Source organism: Microbacterium sp. NPDC089188, assembly GCF_040685155.1.
Classification (GTDB): Bacteria; Actinomycetota; Actinomycetes; order Actinomycetales; family Microbacteriaceae; genus Microbacterium; species Microbacterium galbum.
On sequence record NZ_JBFBHH010000004.1, the window covers coordinates 260,783 to 276,846 of the forward strand.

14 protein-coding genes are annotated in these 16,064 nt (G+C 69.9%); 6 read left to right on the forward strand and 8 right to left on the reverse strand.

Features of this window, described 5'->3' with window-relative positions; genetic code table 11:
- Window positions 1–86: 86 nt before the first annotated feature.
- Entirely contained in the window at window positions 87–2,186 is a 2,100-nt protein-coding gene (locus AB0N80_RS14360) for a DNA topoisomerase IV subunit B (protein WP_363391637.1), read from the reverse strand.
- Window positions 2,187–2,320: 134 nt separating this feature from the next.
- Between AB0N80_RS14360 and AB0N80_RS14365 the strand changes: the two genes are divergently transcribed.
- The gene (locus AB0N80_RS14365; protein WP_076675603.1) at window positions 2,321–2,539 is read left to right on the forward strand and encodes a hypothetical protein; all 219 of its coding nucleotides are present in this window, start codon (window positions 2,321–2,323) and stop codon (window positions 2,537–2,539) included.
- 156 nt (window positions 2,540–2,695) lie between these two features.
- Here the strand turns inward: AB0N80_RS14365 and AB0N80_RS14370 are convergent, their stop codons facing one another.
- Both AB0N80_RS14370 and AB0N80_RS14375 read right to left on the reverse strand, forming a co-directional pair.
- Complete coding sequence (locus AB0N80_RS14370; protein WP_363579083.1) at window positions 2,696–3,733, reverse strand: alanine racemase; 1,038 nt, start codon at window positions 3,731–3,733, stop codon at window positions 2,696–2,698.
- The gene (locus tag AB0N80_RS14375) at window positions 3,730–4,368 is read right to left on the reverse strand and encodes an alanine racemase C-terminal domain-containing protein (RefSeq protein WP_315995699.1); all 639 of its coding nucleotides are present in this window, start codon (window positions 4,366–4,368) and stop codon (window positions 3,730–3,732) included. The genes AB0N80_RS14370 and AB0N80_RS14375 overlap by 4 nt, the downstream gene beginning before the upstream one ends.
- Window positions 4,369–4,413: 45 nt before the next feature.
- Between AB0N80_RS14375 and AB0N80_RS14380 the strand changes: the two genes are divergently transcribed.
- The gene (locus tag AB0N80_RS14380) at window positions 4,414–5,436 is read left to right on the forward strand and encodes a sugar-transfer associated ATP-grasp domain-containing protein (RefSeq protein ID WP_315995698.1); all 1,023 of its coding nucleotides are present in this window, start codon (window positions 4,414–4,416) and stop codon (window positions 5,434–5,436) included.
- Between the two features lie 233 nt (window positions 5,437–5,669).
- On the opposite strand, the gene AB0N80_RS14385 is transcribed toward AB0N80_RS14380, so the two are convergent.
- The 3 genes from AB0N80_RS14385 to AB0N80_RS14395 all read right to left on the reverse strand — a co-directional run bounded on the left by AB0N80_RS14385 (window position 5,670) and on the right by AB0N80_RS14395 (window position 8,916).
- Window positions 5,670–6,368 (reverse strand): coenzyme F420-0:L-glutamate ligase, encoded by a 699-nt coding sequence (locus tag AB0N80_RS14385; protein ID WP_363579084.1) that lies wholly within the window; start codon window positions 6,366–6,368, stop codon window positions 5,670–5,672.
- Entirely contained in the window at window positions 6,365–7,693 is a 1,329-nt protein-coding gene (locus tag AB0N80_RS14390) for an RNA polymerase sigma factor (protein ID WP_315995696.1), read from the reverse strand. Before AB0N80_RS14390 ends, AB0N80_RS14385 begins: the two co-directional genes overlap by 4 nt.
- Before the next feature lie 296 nt (window positions 7,694–7,989).
- The gene (locus tag AB0N80_RS14395; RefSeq protein ID WP_363579085.1) at window positions 7,990–8,916 is read right to left on the reverse strand and encodes a PAC2 family protein; all 927 of its coding nucleotides are present in this window, start codon (window positions 8,914–8,916) and stop codon (window positions 7,990–7,992) included.
- A gap of 84 nt (window positions 8,917–9,000) precedes the next feature.
- On the opposite strand from AB0N80_RS14395, the gene AB0N80_RS14400 reads away from it, so the two are divergent.
- The 3 genes from AB0N80_RS14400 to sucB are packed head-to-tail and all read left to right on the forward strand — an operon-like array spanning window position 9,001 to window position 13,643.
- Window positions 9,001–10,467, forward strand: a complete 1,467-nt coding sequence (locus AB0N80_RS14400; protein ID WP_363579086.1) for a leucyl aminopeptidase — start codon at window positions 9,001–9,003, stop codon at window positions 10,465–10,467.
- The gene (gene lpdA, locus AB0N80_RS14405) at window positions 10,464–11,837 is read left to right on the forward strand and encodes a dihydrolipoyl dehydrogenase (protein ID WP_363391654.1); all 1,374 of its coding nucleotides are present in this window, start codon (window positions 10,464–10,466) and stop codon (window positions 11,835–11,837) included. The genes AB0N80_RS14400 and lpdA overlap by 4 nt, the downstream gene beginning before the upstream one ends.
- Before the next feature lie 54 nt (window positions 11,838–11,891).
- The gene (gene sucB / locus AB0N80_RS14410; protein ID WP_363579087.1) at window positions 11,892–13,643 is read left to right on the forward strand and encodes a 2-oxoglutarate dehydrogenase, E2 component, dihydrolipoamide succinyltransferase; all 1,752 of its coding nucleotides are present in this window, start codon (window positions 11,892–11,894) and stop codon (window positions 13,641–13,643) included.
- Between the two features lie 17 nt (window positions 13,644–13,660).
- Here the strand turns inward: sucB and AB0N80_RS14415 are convergent, their stop codons facing one another.
- Window positions 13,661–14,686 carry a hypothetical protein gene (locus AB0N80_RS14415; protein ID WP_363579088.1) on the reverse strand — a complete coding sequence of 342 codons (1,026 nt, stop codon included), beginning with the start codon at window positions 14,684–14,686 and terminating at the stop codon, window positions 13,661–13,663.
- 118 nt (window positions 14,687–14,804) lie between these two features.
- Here AB0N80_RS14415 and AB0N80_RS14420 point away from each other — a divergent pair, with 118 nt between their 5' ends.
- Window positions 14,805–15,515 carry a DUF4191 domain-containing protein gene (locus tag AB0N80_RS14420; protein ID WP_315995690.1) on the forward strand — a complete coding sequence of 237 codons (711 nt, stop codon included), beginning with the start codon at window positions 14,805–14,807 and terminating at the stop codon, window positions 15,513–15,515.
- Window positions 15,516–15,571: 56 nt separating this feature from the next.
- On the opposite strand, the gene AB0N80_RS14425 is transcribed toward AB0N80_RS14420, so the two are convergent.
- Window positions 15,572–16,000 (reverse strand): RDD family protein, encoded by a 429-nt coding sequence (locus AB0N80_RS14425; RefSeq protein ID WP_315995689.1) that lies wholly within the window; start codon window positions 15,998–16,000, stop codon window positions 15,572–15,574.
- Window positions 16,001–16,064: the final 64 nt, after the last annotated feature.

Consider the following 16,064-nt stretch of genomic DNA (forward strand, 5'->3'; position numbering starts at 1 on the left):
TCTCACCGGAGGTACCGGCACCGCGGGCTCAGCTCCGCGAGTCGGTCTCGACGCTGGCCGGTACAGCGGGTCGACCCGCCACGGACTCAGACGTCGATGCGTTCCCGCGCCAACCGGTCGCTGGAGTCGATGATGAACTCGCGACGCGGCGCGACGTCGCTGCCCATGAGCAGGTCGAACACGGAGGCCGCGGCCTCCATGTCCTGCACGCGCACGCGACGGAGGGTGCGCCCGCCGCGGTCCATGGTGGTCGTGGCGAGCTGGTCGGCATCCATCTCGCCAAGACCCTTGTAGCGCTGCACGGGCTCTTGCCAGCGCTTGTTGGAGCGCTTGAGCTTCGTGAGCAGGGCGTGCAGCTCTTGCTCGCTGTAGGTGTAGATGGTCTCGTTGGGCTTGGTCCCGGGATTCATCACCACGACCCGGTGCAGCGGCGGGACGGCGGCGAAGACCCGCCCCTCTTCGACGAGCGGTCGCATGTAGCGGAAGAACAGCGTCAGCAGCAGGGTGCGGATGTGGGCCCCGTCGACGTCGGCGTCGCTCATCAGGATGATCTTGCCGTAGCGGGCGGCGTCGAGGTCGAAGGAACGGCCGGAGCCCGCACCGATCACCTGGATGATCGAGGCGCACTCGGCGTTGGACAGCATGTCGCTGATCGAGGCCTTCTGCGTGTTGAGGATCTTGCCGCGGATCGGCAGCAGCGCCTGGTATTCGCTGTTGCGGGCGAGCTTGGCGGTCCCGAGCGCGGAATCGCCCTCGACGATGAACAGTTCCGAATCGGTGACGTCATTGGAACGGCAGTCCACCAGTTTGGCCGGCAGCGACGAGGACTCGAGGGCGTTCTTGCGCCGCTGGGTCTCTTTGTGGGTGCGCGCCGAGATGCGCGCCTTCATCTCGGAGACGATCTTCTCGAGCAGCTGCGCGGTCTGCGCCTTGTCGTCGCGCTTGGTCGAGGCGAACAACGCCGCCAGCTCCTTCTGCACGACGGATGCCACGATCTGGCGCACGGCAGGAGTGCCGAGGACCTCTTTGGTCTGGCCTTCGAATTGCGGCTCCGGCAGGCGAACGGTGAGGACCGCGGAGAGTCCGGCGAGGATGTCGTCCTTCTCGATCTTGTCGTTTCCGACCTTGAGCTTGCGCGCGTTCTGTTCGACCTGCGAGCGCAGGACCTTCATCAGACCCTGCTCGAAGCCCTGCTGATGCGTGCCGCCCTTGGGCGTGGCGATGATGTTGACGAACGACCGGACCGTCGTGTCGTACCCGGTCCCCCACCGCACGGCGATGTCGACCTCGCACTCGCGCTGCACCTCGGTGGGGATCATCGACCCGCCCGGCTGCAGAACGGGTACGGTCTCGGTGAACGTCCCCGTTCCCGTGAGGCGCCAGGTGTCGGTCACGGCCGCGTCGGGGGCGAGGAAGTCGGCGAACTCGGAGATGCCGCCGTCGAAGCGGTAGCTCGTCTCGACGCGCTCCTCGCCGCGGTCGTCGAGGACGACGATCTCGAGCCCCGGCACGAGGAACGCCGTCTGACGCACGCGCTGGACGAGCTCGTCGTGGCCGAAGGCGGCATCCTTCGTGAAGATCTGCCGATCCGCCCAGTAGCGGATGCGCGTGCCGGTGACGCCCCGGGCGGCCTTGCCGACCACACGCAGCTCGCTGCTGCGCTCGAAGGGCGTGAAGGGCGCGTCGGGTCCGTCGCCCGCGAACAGGCCGGGCTCGCCGCGATGGAACGACATGGCGTAGGTCTTGCCCGAGCGGTCGACCTCGACGTCGAGGCGCTCGGAGAGGGCGTTGACGACCGACGCGCCCACGCCGTGCAGACCACCGGATGCCGCGTACGAACCGCCGCCGAACTTGCCACCCGCGTGCAGCTTCGTGAAGACGACCTCGACACCGGTGAGTCCCGTGCGCGGTTCGACGTCGACGGGGATGCCGCGCGCGCGGTCGCGCACCTCGACACTGCCGTCCGCGTGCAGCACGATGTCGATGCGCGTCCCGTGGCCGGCGAGGGCCTCGTCGACGGAGTTGTCGATGATCTCCCACAGGCAGTGCATGAGGCCGCGGGAGTCGGTCGAGCCGATGTACATTCCGGGGCGCTTGCGCACGGCTTCGAGGCCCTCGAGGACCTGCAGGTGGTGGGCGGAGTACTCGGACGTCACGGTTTTCAGCGTAATCGGGGCCACCGACATCGCCTGCCAGACACACAGCGGGGTCGGGTCACCGTACGCGCACAGCGAAATGTGATCAAGCCGCGGCATAGGGGAAACATCCGCGTGGTTATATGTGTGGACTCGCCCACGATCACCTGAGGAGGGCACCCGAGATGACCACCACGACCGCACCCGACGCGTCTGTTCTCGACCACCGCCTGACGGCGGCGGATCGCTGCGACTCCTGCGGCGCTCAGGCCTACATCGCCGCCGAGGTGAACGGCAGCGAACTGTTGTTCTGCGCGCACCACGGCCGCAAGTACGAAGAGAAGCTCCGCAGCGTCGCCACCTCCTGGCACGACGAGACGGCGCGCCTCAACGCCGCCGACTGACACACCGTCCGAACGGGCCTCGTGCCGTCTCCCCCGGGAGCCGGTCCGGGGCCCGTTCCGCGTTCCGGCACGGCGATCTCACGCGCACCGGCGGCCGGCCGTCCGACCCCCGCGCGACGGCATGCCTGTCCGACTCGCGCCCGCTCGACCGTCCGGTCAGCTCGAGACGTAGCGGCGCGATACGGCGGGAGACACGCGGAGGGCGATCTCCTCGCCGATCGTGTCGATGAGTTCGGCGAGATCGGTGGCGCTGTTGCGTGATCCCCGTCCGAACACGATGACCTCGTCTCCCGGGGCCGCCCCGGGCCAGGGCGCGACGGACACGGAGACGGGGGTAATCGCCTCGACCCGCCGGGGACCCGCCGGGGTGTCGACGTCGAAGCGCCCCGCGAGGGTACTCGGCAGCCCGTGCAGACTGCCGACATCGAGGCGGACCCCCGCGGCGTCCACGTCGGTCACCGTCGCCACGAGAGCCGCGATCGGTTCGATCCCCAGTGAGGCCTCGTCGGGGCCGCCGGCGGGGCGGATGCCGTACGAGAACGCCCCCACGCGCACGAGGTCTTCTCGGAACTCCCCGCGGGCGAACCCGGCCGCGCTGGCGGCGAGGTGCGAGAAGCGAGGATCGAGACCGGCGACGCGGGCGGACTCGCGCGCGGCGAGGAACACCGCTCGGGCCTCATCGTCGTCGGCGTCGGATGCCTCGGAGATGTGCGACCAGATGCCCTCGAGCTCCGCGCGCCCCCGCGCGACGAGCGCGGCGGTGTGATCGAGCGCCTCGCCCCACCGTTCGGGACGGATGCCGTTGCGGTGCAGGCCCGTGTCGATCTTGAGGTGGATGCGCGCCACGCCGTCCACGGTCAGGCCGGCGAGGTCGTCGAGCAGGGCCTCGTCGCCGACGCCGAGGTCGAGATCGGCCGCGATGCCGGCGGCGAGGTCATCGGCCCCGCCGATGAGCCAGACGAAGATGCGGGCCTCGGGACCGACCACCGCCCGGACGGCCGCGCCGGTGACGACGTCGAACGCGCCGAACCAGCGCACGCCCTGCGCGAACGCGTGGGCGACGAGGCGTTCGAGTCCATGCGCGTAGGCGTCGTCCTTGACCACCAGCATGTGGGCGGCGGGGGCGACGGCCTCGCGCACGCGGTGGAGGTTGCGGGAGAAGGCGTCGAGGTCGATGCGGTACGAGGCGGTCACGCGATCACTTCCCGTTCGGCACGCGCGCCGACCATGGCGACGATCTCGGCTGCGGTGAGGCCCGTGGCATCCGCCCACTCCTCGAGGGAGGGGTGCCCGTCGGCGGGATCGCCGAAGAACACGACCTCTGCTCCGCGGGTGATCGCCGTGTCGCCGACATCGACGACGCTGACGTCCATCGCCACGCGCCCGACGATCCGATGACGCCGCCCGTCGATCGACACCGTCGCGGCATTGCCGAGGGCGCGCACGACGCCCTGTGCATAGCCCCCGGTGACCAGGGCGACGGTCGTGTCGTGCGGGGCACGGTGCGTGTAGCCGTACGACACCCCCTCCCCGCGCAGCAGCGGCTTGGTGCCGAGAGCGCGCCCGCGCAGCGACATCACCGGGCGCGTGTGCGCCCCCGGGAGGCCGTACAGCGCCACCGGGTCGAGGGCCGCGGCATCCATTCCGAGGTCGGCGAGGACGGATGCCACCCATGCGGCACCGTGGCCCCAGGCGTCGGCGGCGAGGGCGTCGGCGCCGTTCGGCGCCAGGGAGAGCGGGGCGTTGGCGCGCAGAGCAGCGGTGGACAGAGCCGCGACGGGAGCGACTCCCCCGGCCCCGGGCGTGCGGGCAGGGAGCGTGGAGGTCACCCCTTTAGACTAACGGGGTCCTTCGTCCCCGACCCCGGAGCGTGCATGCCTAGCCAGGGCTTCTCCCCCGTCACCCGTCTGCGCTACCTCGCCGGACGCGCCCGTCGCATCGACGTCGGATCCGTCGTGGAGCGCGCCAAGGAGGCCTCCGCCCAGCACGGCAAGTCCCTGCCGCTGGTCGTCGCCGACATGCTCTTCCAGGCCGGCGTGAAGAACGTCGGCTTCCAGGACTACATCGACTACGACTTCGCGATCCTCACGCCCGCCGAGCGCGCGACGTACATGACGCACCCGGTCTCGAACCAGATCTCGCAGAAGTACGACCATCCCGACTACCGCGGTCTGTTCCAGGACAAGGTGGAGTTCGACCGGAAGTTCAGCGACTTCCTCCGCCGCGACTGGATGGTGGTGGATGCCGGCAACGCCGACGAGTTGCGCGCCTTCACCGAGCGGCTGGGCACCATCGTCACGAAGGAGCCGGTGGGCCAGGCCGGAACCGGTGTGCACCGCTACCACGCGGCCGAGGTCGAGGACTGGACGCAGTTCCACCGCGGGCTCCTCGAGCGCGGAGAGATCCTCGTCGAAGAGGTCATCCGCCAGCACGACGACCTCGCGGCGGTCTGCCCCGGAACCGTCAACACCACGCGCGTCACGGCGTTCTTCGACGGGGAGAAGACCCACATCCTGGCGATGGCGCAGAAGTTCGGCCGCGGCGCGGTGAGCGACCAGATGACGTTCGGCGGTTTCTACACGATGCTCGACGAGAACGGCCACGCCCTCGGCGCCGGGTACGACTCGCACGGCCACGTGCACGAGCTGCACCCCGACTCGCGCGTGCGCATCGCCGACTTCCAGCTGCCGATGATCGACGAGGTCAAGGCGTTCGTCGACCAGGTCGCCCGTGTCGTGCCGCAGGTGCAGTACGTCGGCTGGGACATCGTCGTCGGTCCCGAGGGTCCCGTGCTCGTCGAGGGCAACTGGGGCGCGGGCGTCTACGAGAACAAGCCGAGCGTGACGGGGATCCGTACCGGGCACAAGCCGCGCTACCAGGCAGCCATCGGGTTCTGATCCCGGATGCCGAGAGGCCCGTTCCCCGCGCGGGGGCGGGCCTCACGCGTGCCCGGAGGGCGCTGGGGTCGTCAGGGGTTCCGGTGGCTTCGGTGGCTTCGACGGGCTCAGCCACCTGGGTGGGGAGGACCCTGAGCTCGACGAAGGGTCAATGCACGGCACGACGCCCCTCGGCATCCGGACACAGCAAAGGCCCGCCCCGCGAACGGGACGGGCCTTCCGTGCAACACGTGTCAGCTGTGGCGGACGATACCCAGCGGAGTCGACTCGTGACCCTGACCGAGCGGGTTGTCCTTCAGGATCGCGACGAGTCGCTTCTCACCGGCCTTGTCCATGGTGGAGCCGAGGATGTTACCGCCCAGATCGTTGATGTCGACGACGGCGACGTCGAGGTCGATGCCGAGCAGCGACTTCAGACGGGCCGCAACCTCTCGGGGGCGCTCCGGGCCGAGGACGACGGCCTGGTTGTACGGCGGGATCGTGCCCTTGGTCGGACCGTCGATCGCGCGGGCCTTGTCGCCGGCGATGCGGTAGAAGTCGCCCTTGCGCCCGAACGCCTTGGTCACGGCGGAGACCGCCGCGGCGAACAGGATGCGGGGCGTGCCGCACTCGCGCAGCGCCATCTCCATGGTCTCGGGCATCCCGAGACCGATGCCGTAGGGAGTGCGCGTGACGTACTTCGACAGGAACAGAGCGAGCTTGCGCGGCGTGATCGAGTCGAGCTTGAACGAGCGTCCCTGCGTGATCGCGACGATCTTCTCGGTGACGAACAGCAGGTCGCCCGGCTGCACCGCATCCTTCGCGTACTCGAGGATGAAGGCGTCGAGGTCGTCGCCCGGCATGACGACCCGCGTGCGGATCGGGATGCGGGCGTACGATGTGCCGTCGACGGTACGGGTGAGCGCCTTGCCGGCGTTGGCCTCCGCACTCATTCGAGGTAGTCCCGGAGCGACTGCGAGCGGCTGGGGTGACGCAGCTTCGCCATGGTCTTCGACTCGATCTGGCGGATGCGCTCGCGCGTGACGCCGAACGTGTCGCCGATCTGGTCGAGGGTCTTGGGCTGACCGTCGCCCAGGCCGAAGCGCATGCGGATCACGCCCGCCTCGCGCTCGCTCAGCGAGTCGAGGAGCGACTCCAGCTGACGCTGCAGCATGGTGAAGCCGACCGCGTCGGCGGGGACCACGGCCTCGGTGTCCTCGATGAGGTCACCGAATTCGCTGTCGCCGTCTTCACCGAGGGGCGTGTGCAGCGAGATGGGCTCGCGGCCGTACTTCTGCACCTCGATGACCTTCTCGGGGGTCATGTCGAGCTCGCGGCTGAGCTCTTCCGGGGTGGGTTCGCGACCGAGGTCCTGCAGCATCTGACGCTGGACACGTGCAAGCTTGTTGATGACCTCGACCATGTGCACCGGGATGCGGATGGTGCGGGCCTGGTCGGCCATGGCGCGGGTGATCGCCTGACGGATCCACCAGGTGGCGTACGTCGAGAACTTGAAGCCCTTGGTGTAGTCGAACTTCTCGACCGCACGAATCAGACCCAGGTTGCCCTCCTGGATGAGATCCAGGAACTGCATGCCGCGACCTGTGTAGCGCTTGGCGAGCGAGACGACGAGGCGGAGGTTGGCGCCGAGCAGGTGGCTCTTCGCGCGCTGGCCGTCGCGGGCGACCCACTGCAGGTCGAGACCCAGCTGACCGGTCTTCTCGGCGGCCGACATGTTCGACAGCTTCTCTTCGGCGAACAGGCCCGCCTCGATGCGCATCGCGAGCTCGACCTCTTCGGCGGCGTTCAGCAGCGGGACTTTACCGATCTGCTTGAGGTAGTCCTTGACCGGGTCGGCGGTCGCGCCGGTGATCTGCGCCGAGTAGACGGGGACGTCGTCCTCATCGCTCGACGAGATGACGATCGCGCCGGACGGCAGGGCCTCGGCGGGCGCGGCCGGGGTCTCGTCGTCCTCATCGTCGTCGGACTTCTTGGCGCCGGGCTTGGCCGCGTCGTCGGACTCCTCCGCGTCGTCGCTGTCTTCGACGTCGATCTCGACGTCGCCCTCGTCCTCGACGTCCTCTTCGTCTTCGAGGTCGTCGTCCTTCTTCGCCTTGGTCTTGGCCTTGGCGGGCGTCGCCTTGGCTTTGGCGGGGGCCTTCTTGGCGGGAGCCTTCTTCGCGGTCGTCGTCGTCGACGCCGTCACGGTCTCCTCGGAGTTCTCGAGCTCGGTGTCCTTCGCACCCCGGGAGCGGGTCTTGGTTGTCGTGCCTGCCACGTTTCGCCTTTCACCGGGAACGTACGTTGCACGGCCACCGGTCGTTCTCGGACACTAGTAAGACCCTTGTCAAGTACCGAGCCGAGGAGCGTGGCTCCTTGACCGGATGACAACGGGTCAGGTTCTTCATTGTCTCACATCCCCCGACCGGGACTTGACGCGGACCGGGGATCTATGCGTAGACAACGCCCTTCCGGCCATCCGCATTCCCTCCGGACGCCGTACCTTGCGGCATCCGGTGACGGGGTCGCCGCGCGGTCGCCGCGTCTTGGGCGCGTCGCCGTACTCCGCCGGACTCAGCCGAGCTTGCCGCGCCGGTCGTCGTCGCCGGGGCGGGTGGCGAGGAACCGCTCGAGTTCCGCCGCGAGCTCGTCGGCGCTGGGCAGGTCGCCCGTGTGGATGATGGGGGTCGCGTGCGTGGAGCCGGCCATATAGGAGTCGTAGCGCTCCTCCAGCCCCTCGAGCATGCGGGTGAGCTCTTCGCTTCCCTCGACCTGCTCGGCGACCTTGCCGATGAACTCGCGGTTCTCCTCGCGCAGCACCTCTCCGGAGAACACGAGTCCCGTCGCGACGGTGAGGCTGTCAAGAGCGGCCAGGGCGGCGGCCGGGTATTCCGTGTCGCCGAGGTAGTGCGGAACGAGCAGCGCGAAGCCGGCCACTTTGGCGCCGGCCTCCGCGAAGCGGTATTCGAGCAGATGACCCGCCGTGGAGGGGACCTGCGTGTGCGGGCGCCAGACCGAGTGCGCTTCGGCGAGGTCGGGTCGCGTGCCGCTGACCGTGGTGCCGATGGGCCGCGTGTGCGGCACCGGCATGGGGATCGCGTGCACCCACGTGACCGACGACACCTGCATGCCGGCGGAGAGCTCGAGAATGGTCTCGGCGAAGGCCTCCCACAGGAAGTCGGGCTCGTAGCCGGCCAGCAGCAGGAACGGGTGCCCGAGCGAGTCGTGCGCGAGCGAGAGTTCGAGCCGAGCCGGTCGGTAGTCGGTGAGGTGGTCCTCGACGAAGGTGATGACCGGACGCCGCGCGCGGTAGTCGAGCAGCACGTCGTTGTCGAACACGACGACGGGGTTCGGCTCCAGGTCGTCGCGAAAGTACTCGACCAGTCGGGTGACGGCCCCGCCGGCGTCGGTGAACCCCGTGAGGGCGATCACGAGCGGCAGGCCCGACGGCACGGGCGGCGCCGCGGGGGCGCGGTCGTACAGCGGGGCGGAGGAGGGCATGCATCCACTCTACGAGCGCTCCCGGATGCCCGGTCGCGGTGCGTCCCGCTGCTAGCGAACACGCACGAACCTAGGATGGATGTCATGCCGTTCCCCTCCGTGGCGTACACCGACGCCCCCGTCCTCGAATCCGATGCCGACGCGATCCTGCTGATCGTCCCCACCACTGCGGAGGGAACGTCCGACCCCGATGGCTGGGACGGACTGGGGGCGGCGCTGTCCGCGGTCGGATTCACCGGGGCCGTCGGGTCCTACCAGCGCGTGCACGTGCCCGGTGTCGACAAGCCCGTCGCCGTGGTCGGTGCGGGCTCCGACGCGACCGACGCGTCCGTCCGGGATGCCGCCGGCGTCGGCCTGCGCCAACTCACCGGTTTCGCGCATGTCGCGATCCAGTCGCTGGTGGCGGCGCCGTGGCGTCCGATCGCCGAGGGTGCCGCACTCGGCGGATACCGCTTCGCCGACTACAAGAAGAAGGCCGCGAAGGCGCGAGCCGAGCGCGTGAGTGTGTCGACGAGCGAAGCGCCGGCCGAGACCGACGTCACCGCGGTCGCCGCGATCTCGGGAGCCGTCGCGCTCGTCAAGGACCTCGTGACCACGCCCGCCGAGTGGCTCGGACCCGCGCACTTCGCCGATGCCGCCGTCGCGGCCGTGAAGGATCTGCCTGTCGAGGTCGAGGTGCTCGACGAGGCTGCGCTGCGCCAGGGTGGCTACGGCGGAATCCTCGGCGTCGGCCAGGGTTCGGATCGCCCGCCCCGCATGGTCCGCCTCGAGTACTCGCCCGCCGGGGCCGAGCGCCACGTGGCCCTCGTCGGTAAGGGCATCACCTTCGACACCGGTGGTCTGTCGCTGAAGCCGCCGGCATCCATGGTCGGGATGAAGTACGACATGTGCGGCGCCGCCACGGTCCTCGCCGTGCTGAAGGCCGCCGCCGAGATGGCCCTGCCCGTCAAGGTCAGCGCGTGGCTCTGCATCGCGGACAACATGCCGTCGGGTCGGGCCACCCGCCCCGGAGACGTGCTGCGCACCCTCGACGGCACGACCGTCGAGGTGCTGAACACCGACGCCGAGGGTCGCCTCGTGCTCGCCGACGGTCTCGCCGCGGCGAGCCGCGAGAACCCCGACCTGATCGTCGACGTCGCCACTCTCACCGGAGCGATCACCGTCGCCCTCGGCAACCGCCACACCGGGGTCATGGGAGACGACGCCGCGGTCGCGTCGTACCTCGAAGCGGCGGGTCGCGTCGCGGAGCTGGCGTGGCAGCTGCCGCTGCCCGACCACATGGTCGACGACCTCGACTCCCCCATCGCCGACCTGCAGAACGCGAAGATCGGCGACCCCGCAGGCGGTTCGCTCTTCGCCGGCCTGTTCCTGCGCCACTTCGTCGGCAGGGTGTCCGACGAGGCCGACGCGCCTCGCATCCCGTGGGTGCACCTCGACATCGCGGGGGTCGGTATGAATAAGTCCGCCCCGTTCGGATACACCGACAAGGGCGTGACCGGTGCGACCGTCCGTTCGCTGGTGGAACTGCTCGTCTCGGACGGCGCGCGGTGACCGAGTACACCGCGGACGTCGTCGTCCTCGGTGGCGGCAGCGGCGGATACGCCGCCGCGCTGCGCCTCGCCGAGCTCGGCAAGGATGTCGTCCTGATCGAGAAGGACAAGCTCGGCGGCACCTGCCTGCACCGAGGTTGCATCCCGACGAAGGCCCTGCTGCACGCCGGTGAGGTCGCCGATGCCGCCCGCGGTGCGTCGGACATCGGTGTGGACGTGACGTTCAGCGGAATCGACCCGGCCCGGGTGCGCGCGTATCGCGAGGGGATCGTCGCCAAGAAGTACAAGGGTCTCGAGGGTCTCATCTCGGCCCGCGGCATCCGCGTCGTCTCGGGCGAGGGGACGCTCGAGGCAGGGCCTGCTGTGCGCGTCGGAGACGACCTGTACCGCGGAACGGACGTCATCCTCGCGACGGGTTCGTACAGTCGCAGCCTTCCGGGCCTGGAGATCGGCGGGCGCGTCCTGACCAGCGAGCAGGCTCTCGATCTCGACGTCATCCCCGAGCGCGTCGTCGTGCTCGGCGGCGGGGTCATCGGCGTCGAGTTCGCCAGCGTGTGGCGCTCGTTCGGCGTCGAGGTCACGATCGTCGAAGCCCTCCCCCACCTCCTCCCCGCCGAGGACGTCTCGTCGAGCAAGGCTCTCGAGCGCGCCTTCCGCAAACGCGGCATCGCCTTCCAGCTGGGCCGGCGATTCACGTCGCTCACCTCGGACGACCGCGGCGTCACGGTGTCCCTCGACGACGGCAGCGAGCTGGTCGCCGACTACGTCCTGGTGGCCGTGGGCCGCGGTCCCGCAACCTCCGGTCTCGGCTTCGAGGAGGCCGGGGTGGTGCTCGAGCGCGGCTTCGTGCAGACCGACTCCCGCCTGCGCACCGCTGCGGCGCACGTGTGGGCCGTGGGCGACATCGTGCCCGGTCTGCAGCTCGCGCATCGCGGCTTCCAGCAGGGCATCTTCGTCGCCGAGGAGATCGCGGGGCTCTCGCCCGTGCTCGTCCCCGACGTCGACGTGCCGCGGGTCGCCTACTCGCACCCCGAGGTGGCGTCGGTCGGACTCACCGAGGCCCAGGCTCAGGATCGTTACGGATCCGAGGCCGTCCGCGCATACGAGTACAACCTGGCCGGTAACGGCCGTAGCGAGATCATCGGGACCTCGGGGATCGTCAAGATCGTGCGTCGTGTCGACGGACCCGTCGTCGGGGCCCACCTCGTGGGCGATCGCGTGGGAGAGCTGATCTCCGAAGCCCAGCTCGCCGTCGGCTGGGAAGCGCATCCCGAAGACATCGCGCCGTTCGTCCACGCGCACCCCACCCAGAGCGAGGCGCTCGGCGAGGCCTTCCTGGCGCTCGCGGGCAAGCCGCTGCACGCACTCTGACCGACAACCGGTCACTAAGCTAGATACCGCATCCGGTACGAAGGAGACATATCCATGAGCACATCCGTCGTCCTCCCCGCTCTCGGCGAGAGCGTCACCGAGGGAACGGTCACCCGCTGGCTGAAGCAGGTCGGTGACACCGTCCAGGAGGACGAGGGGCTGTTGGAGATCTCGACCGACAAGGTCGATACCGAGATCCCCTCCCCCGTCGCGGGCGTGATCGAAGAGATCCTCGTCCAGGAGGACGAGACCGTCGAGGTCGGTGCCGTCCTCGCCAAGATCGGTGATGGCTCCGGCGCCTCGTCCAGCGACGACGCCCCTCAGGCCGCCCCTGCCGAGCAGGAGTCCGCTCCCGCCGAGCAGCAGTCCGCTCCCGCCGCTCCGGCCGCGTCGGCCCCCGCCGAGCAGCCCGCTCCGGCCGCGTCGGCTCCCGCTGCCTCCGGCGACTCCACCGAGGTCGTCCTTCCCGAGCTCGGCGAGAGCGTGACCGAGGGAACCGTCACGCGCTGGCTGAAGGCCGTCGGCGACGACGTCGCGGTCGACGAGCCGCTGCTCGAGATCTCCACCGACAAGGTCGACACCGAGATCCCCTCGCCGGTCGCCGGCACGCTGCAGGAGATCCTCGTCCAGGAGGACGAGACGGTCAACGTCGGAGCCGCCCTCGCCCGCATCGGCAGCGGTGCGGCCGCCCCCGCGCAGGAGGAGGCCCCCGCCGCTCCCGCCGCCGAGGAGAAGCCGGCCGAGCAGCCCGCGCCCGCTGCGGAGGAGAAGCCGGCCGAGCAGCACGCGCCCGCCGCGGAGGAGAAGCCCGCAGAGCAGCCCGCCGCGGAGAAGCCCGCCGCTCCGGCACCCGCCGCTCCGGCACCCGCCGCTTCGTCGAACGACGACGTCACCTACGTCACCCCCCTGGTGCGTCGCCTGGCGCAGCAGCAGGGCGTCGACCTGACGACGGTCAAGGGCAGCGGCGTCGGCGGTCGCATCCGCAAGGAAGACGTGCTCAAGGCGGCCGAGGCCGCGAAGTCCGCCTCCGCAGCCCCCGCCGCGCAGGCAGCCCCGGCCGCAGCGCCCTCCGCCCCGGTCGAGGTCTCGCCGCTGCGCGGAACGACGCAGAAGATGTCGCGTCTGCGCAAGGTCATCGCCGAGCGTGCCGTCGCGTCGATGCAGGCGACCGCTCAGCTGACCACCGTGGTCGAGGTCGACGTGACCAAGGTCGCGGCGCTGCGCGACCGCTTCAAGGGCGAGTTCCAGCAGAAGACGGGCGACAAGCTGTCGTTCCTCCCCTTCTTCGCGATCGCCGCCATCGAAGCCCTCAAGACGTACCCGATCATCAACTCCACGGTCGAGGGCGACGAGATCGTCTACCCGGCCCAGGAGAACGTCGCGATCGCGGTCGACACCGAGCGTGGCCTCCTCACCCCCGTCGTCAAGGACGCGGGCGAGAAGAACATCGCTCAGCTGGCGCGCGAGATCGCCGACCTGGCCGCTCGCACGCGTGACAACAAGCTGAAGCCGGACGAGCTCGCGGGGGGCACGTTCACGCTGACCAACACCGGTTCGCGCGGCGCGCTCTTCGACACGCCGATCGTGTTCCTGCCCCAGTCCGCGATCCTCGGACTCGGTGCCGTGGTGAAGAAGCCGGGCGTCGTGTCGGTCGACGGTAAGGATGCCATCTCGGTGCGCTCCTACGTCTACCTGGCCCTGTCGTACGATCACCGCATCATCGACGGTGCCGACGCGGCCCGCTTCCTCGGTGCCGTCAAGGCCCGCCTCGAGGCGGCGCAGTTCGAGGGCGACCTCGGCATCTGACACCGCCGACCGCCGGCTCATGATGGCTGGTCCGCGACCGTTTCGACGGCGCGGACCAGCCATTTGTCGTCGTGCCGGACGAGCGTGACGTACTGCGCCCTGTCCGCATCCGCGACGCTAACAACGGCGACACCCCCGAAGTCCTCGAGGAGCGCGATATCGGCGTGCTCGGCATCGGGAAGCAGCGGCTCCCGTGTGAACGTCGACCCCTCGTCGAATGCGCTGCGGCACTCGGGATCGTCTCCGCACCGGGAGATCTCGCCGAAGACGCGTCGTGCGACCTCGACGATGTCGTCGGAGAGCGGAACGCGATCGTCCGCCGGCCAGGGCGACGTGGCCGAGGGTCGGGGAGTGATCGACATGGTCGGCGGCGCGATACGGGACACGTGGGGCGTCGAGGATGCCACCGGCGCGGGTTCCCGCACCTCGGGGAGGAAGACGGATGACACGACGGCGGCGACCGCGAGGACGCCCACCCCGATGACGGCCGCGCGGAAACGAGGCGATGATGCCCATCGCTCGCGGAGGCCCGCCGTGCCGTTCCGTATCGTGCGGAACAAGTCGTCGTCGAGGAGTCCGAGCGGACCGCCCGTCAGCGCGTCGTCGCGATCTTCCGCCCGTTCCTCGATGACCACCGGTGTCAGGGGTCCCAGCACGAGCGGTGCCGGGTCGGCGTGTGCGAAGAGCCGCCTCTCGACGGCATCCCACTCCCGCGGCGGGCGGGTCGCCACCACCTCTCCCGCTCGGTCGATCAGGCCGCGCGTCGTCGGATCGGGGACGAGCACGGCGAGCCGTCGAAGGCCGTCGGCGGTCGACGCGACGACGTCCGGAGCGCCGTGATCTTCGACGACGACGGGTCGCCCCTCCGCCGTCAACCACCACGCGGCTCCCCCGCCTCGGACGGCCGCGCTCCGGCATCCGCGCAGGAGACCGACGGCGGCGGTGACGACCTCGCCGGGGGTCAACGCGGTCGCGCTGGCGCCCCGGCGACGCAGGTAGACGATGAACGGCTCGACGGGGGTCGATGAGAGGGAGGTGCTCATTCCCCGATCGTGCGCCGGCGAGGGAGGTGCGCGCGGGACGGCCGGGGCCGGATGGGGATGACCGCTGCGACGGCGCCCCTGGGGAGGAACCGTTCGCGGCGAAGATAGAATCGTCTTCATGGCCGCTCGCACCACCACGCCCGAGAAGCGTCCGGGCTTCTTCTCGCAGCTCAAAACGCTCTACACCTTCACGCAGAAGGAGTACCGCTGGCTGCCCTTCCTGCTCGCGGGCATCGTCCTGGTGGGCATCGCCCTCGGTGTGCTCGTCGGCTTCCTCATCCCGCCGCTGGCGGTGTGGAGCATCATCCTGTGGGGTGTCACGGGTCTTCTCGCCGGCATCCTGGCCGGGATGATCACGATGACGCGGCTGTCGACCACGGCGATGTACAAGAAGATCGACGGCATGCCCGGCGCCACCGGCCACGTGCTCTCGTCGTCGCTCGGCCGCAACTGGCAGGCCTCCGAGGCCCCGGTCGGCGTGAACCCGCGCACCCAGGAGGCGCTGTACCGCGCGATCGGTCGCGGAGGCGTCGTGCTGATCGGCGAGGGCAACCGCAGCCGCCTCACCCGTCTGGTCGGCGAGGAGCGCTCCCGTGTGCTCCGCGTCGCGGCGGGCGTGCCGGTCACCGTCCTCTACGTCGGTCACGGCGACGACGAGGTGCCGATCGCCAAGCTCGCCTCGACCATCAAGGCGCTGCCCAAGAAGGTCGATCGCGCCACGATGGCCGCCGTCATCAAGCGCGTCTCGTCGGTCTCGCAGGGCCTGTCGTCGCTGCCCATCCCGAAGGGCGTCGACCCGACGAAGATGCGCGCTCCGCGCCCGCGCTGATCACACGAGGAAGGCCCCCGCTCAGCGGGGGCCTTCCTCGTCGGCGCGGGGTTGCGTCAGCTGCGGACCAGGACCGTCCCGACTGCCTTGTCGTGCAGACCGCGCTGATCGGCGTCCCACACGACCGCGGGGATGATGACGGCGAGCAGGAGCGTCCGCACGATGGGGCGCCAGAGCCCCACCCAGCCCCCGGATGCCAATTCGAGGCGCATGCCCATCAGCCGGTGCCCGGGACTTCCGCCGATGAGCGGGATGAAGAGGATCTGCACCGCGAAGAAGATGAGGTTCGTCGCGATGGGGTTGGCGAACGGCACCCCCGTCACCGGGTCGGGGGTGGAGAAGAATGCGAAGCCGATCAATCCGGCGCTCGCGACGTCGATCAGGAGGGCCGCGATGCGGCGTCCCGGACGGGCGATGGAGCCGCGACCCTCGCGGGGAAGGCCGAGCCGCTGGCCCGGGTATTCGTTCTCGGCGGGGACGCTCACGGCATCCAGCGTAATCGGGCCGTCGTAACATCCCGGAAACATGCGAGATATGACCGGGACACCG

What these genes read in the sequence shown, in the direction of transcription:
- AB0N80_RS14415 (WP_363579088.1), bottom strand. Translation starts at nt 14,686, where the DNA reads ATGAGCACCTCCCTCTCATCGACCCCCGTCGAGCCGTTCATCGTCTAC.
- AB0N80_RS14360 (WP_363391637.1), bottom strand. Translation starts at nt 2,186, where the DNA reads ATGTCGGTGGCCCCGATTACGCTGAAAACCGTGACGTCCGAGTACTCC.
- AB0N80_RS14380 (WP_315995698.1), top strand. Translation starts at nt 4,414, where the DNA reads ATGCCTAGCCAGGGCTTCTCCCCCGTCACCCGTCTGCGCTACCTCGCC.
- AB0N80_RS14385 (WP_363579084.1), bottom strand. Translation starts at nt 6,368, where the DNA reads ATGAGTGCGGAGGCCAACGCCGGCAAGGCGCTCACCCGTACCGTCGAC.
- AB0N80_RS14395 (WP_363579085.1), bottom strand. Translation starts at nt 8,916, where the DNA reads ATGCCCTCCTCCGCCCCGCTGTACGACCGCGCCCCCGCGGCGCCGCCC.
- AB0N80_RS14420 (WP_315995690.1), top strand. Translation starts at nt 14,805, where the DNA reads ATGGCCGCTCGCACCACCACGCCCGAGAAGCGTCCGGGCTTCTTCTCG.
- sucB (WP_363579087.1), top strand. Translation starts at nt 11,892, where the DNA reads ATGAGCACATCCGTCGTCCTCCCCGCTCTCGGCGAGAGCGTCACCGAG.
- AB0N80_RS14365 (WP_076675603.1), top strand. Translation starts at nt 2,321, where the DNA reads ATGACCACCACGACCGCACCCGACGCGTCTGTTCTCGACCACCGCCTG.
- AB0N80_RS14400 (WP_363579086.1), top strand. Translation starts at nt 9,001, where the DNA reads ATGCCGTTCCCCTCCGTGGCGTACACCGACGCCCCCGTCCTCGAATCC.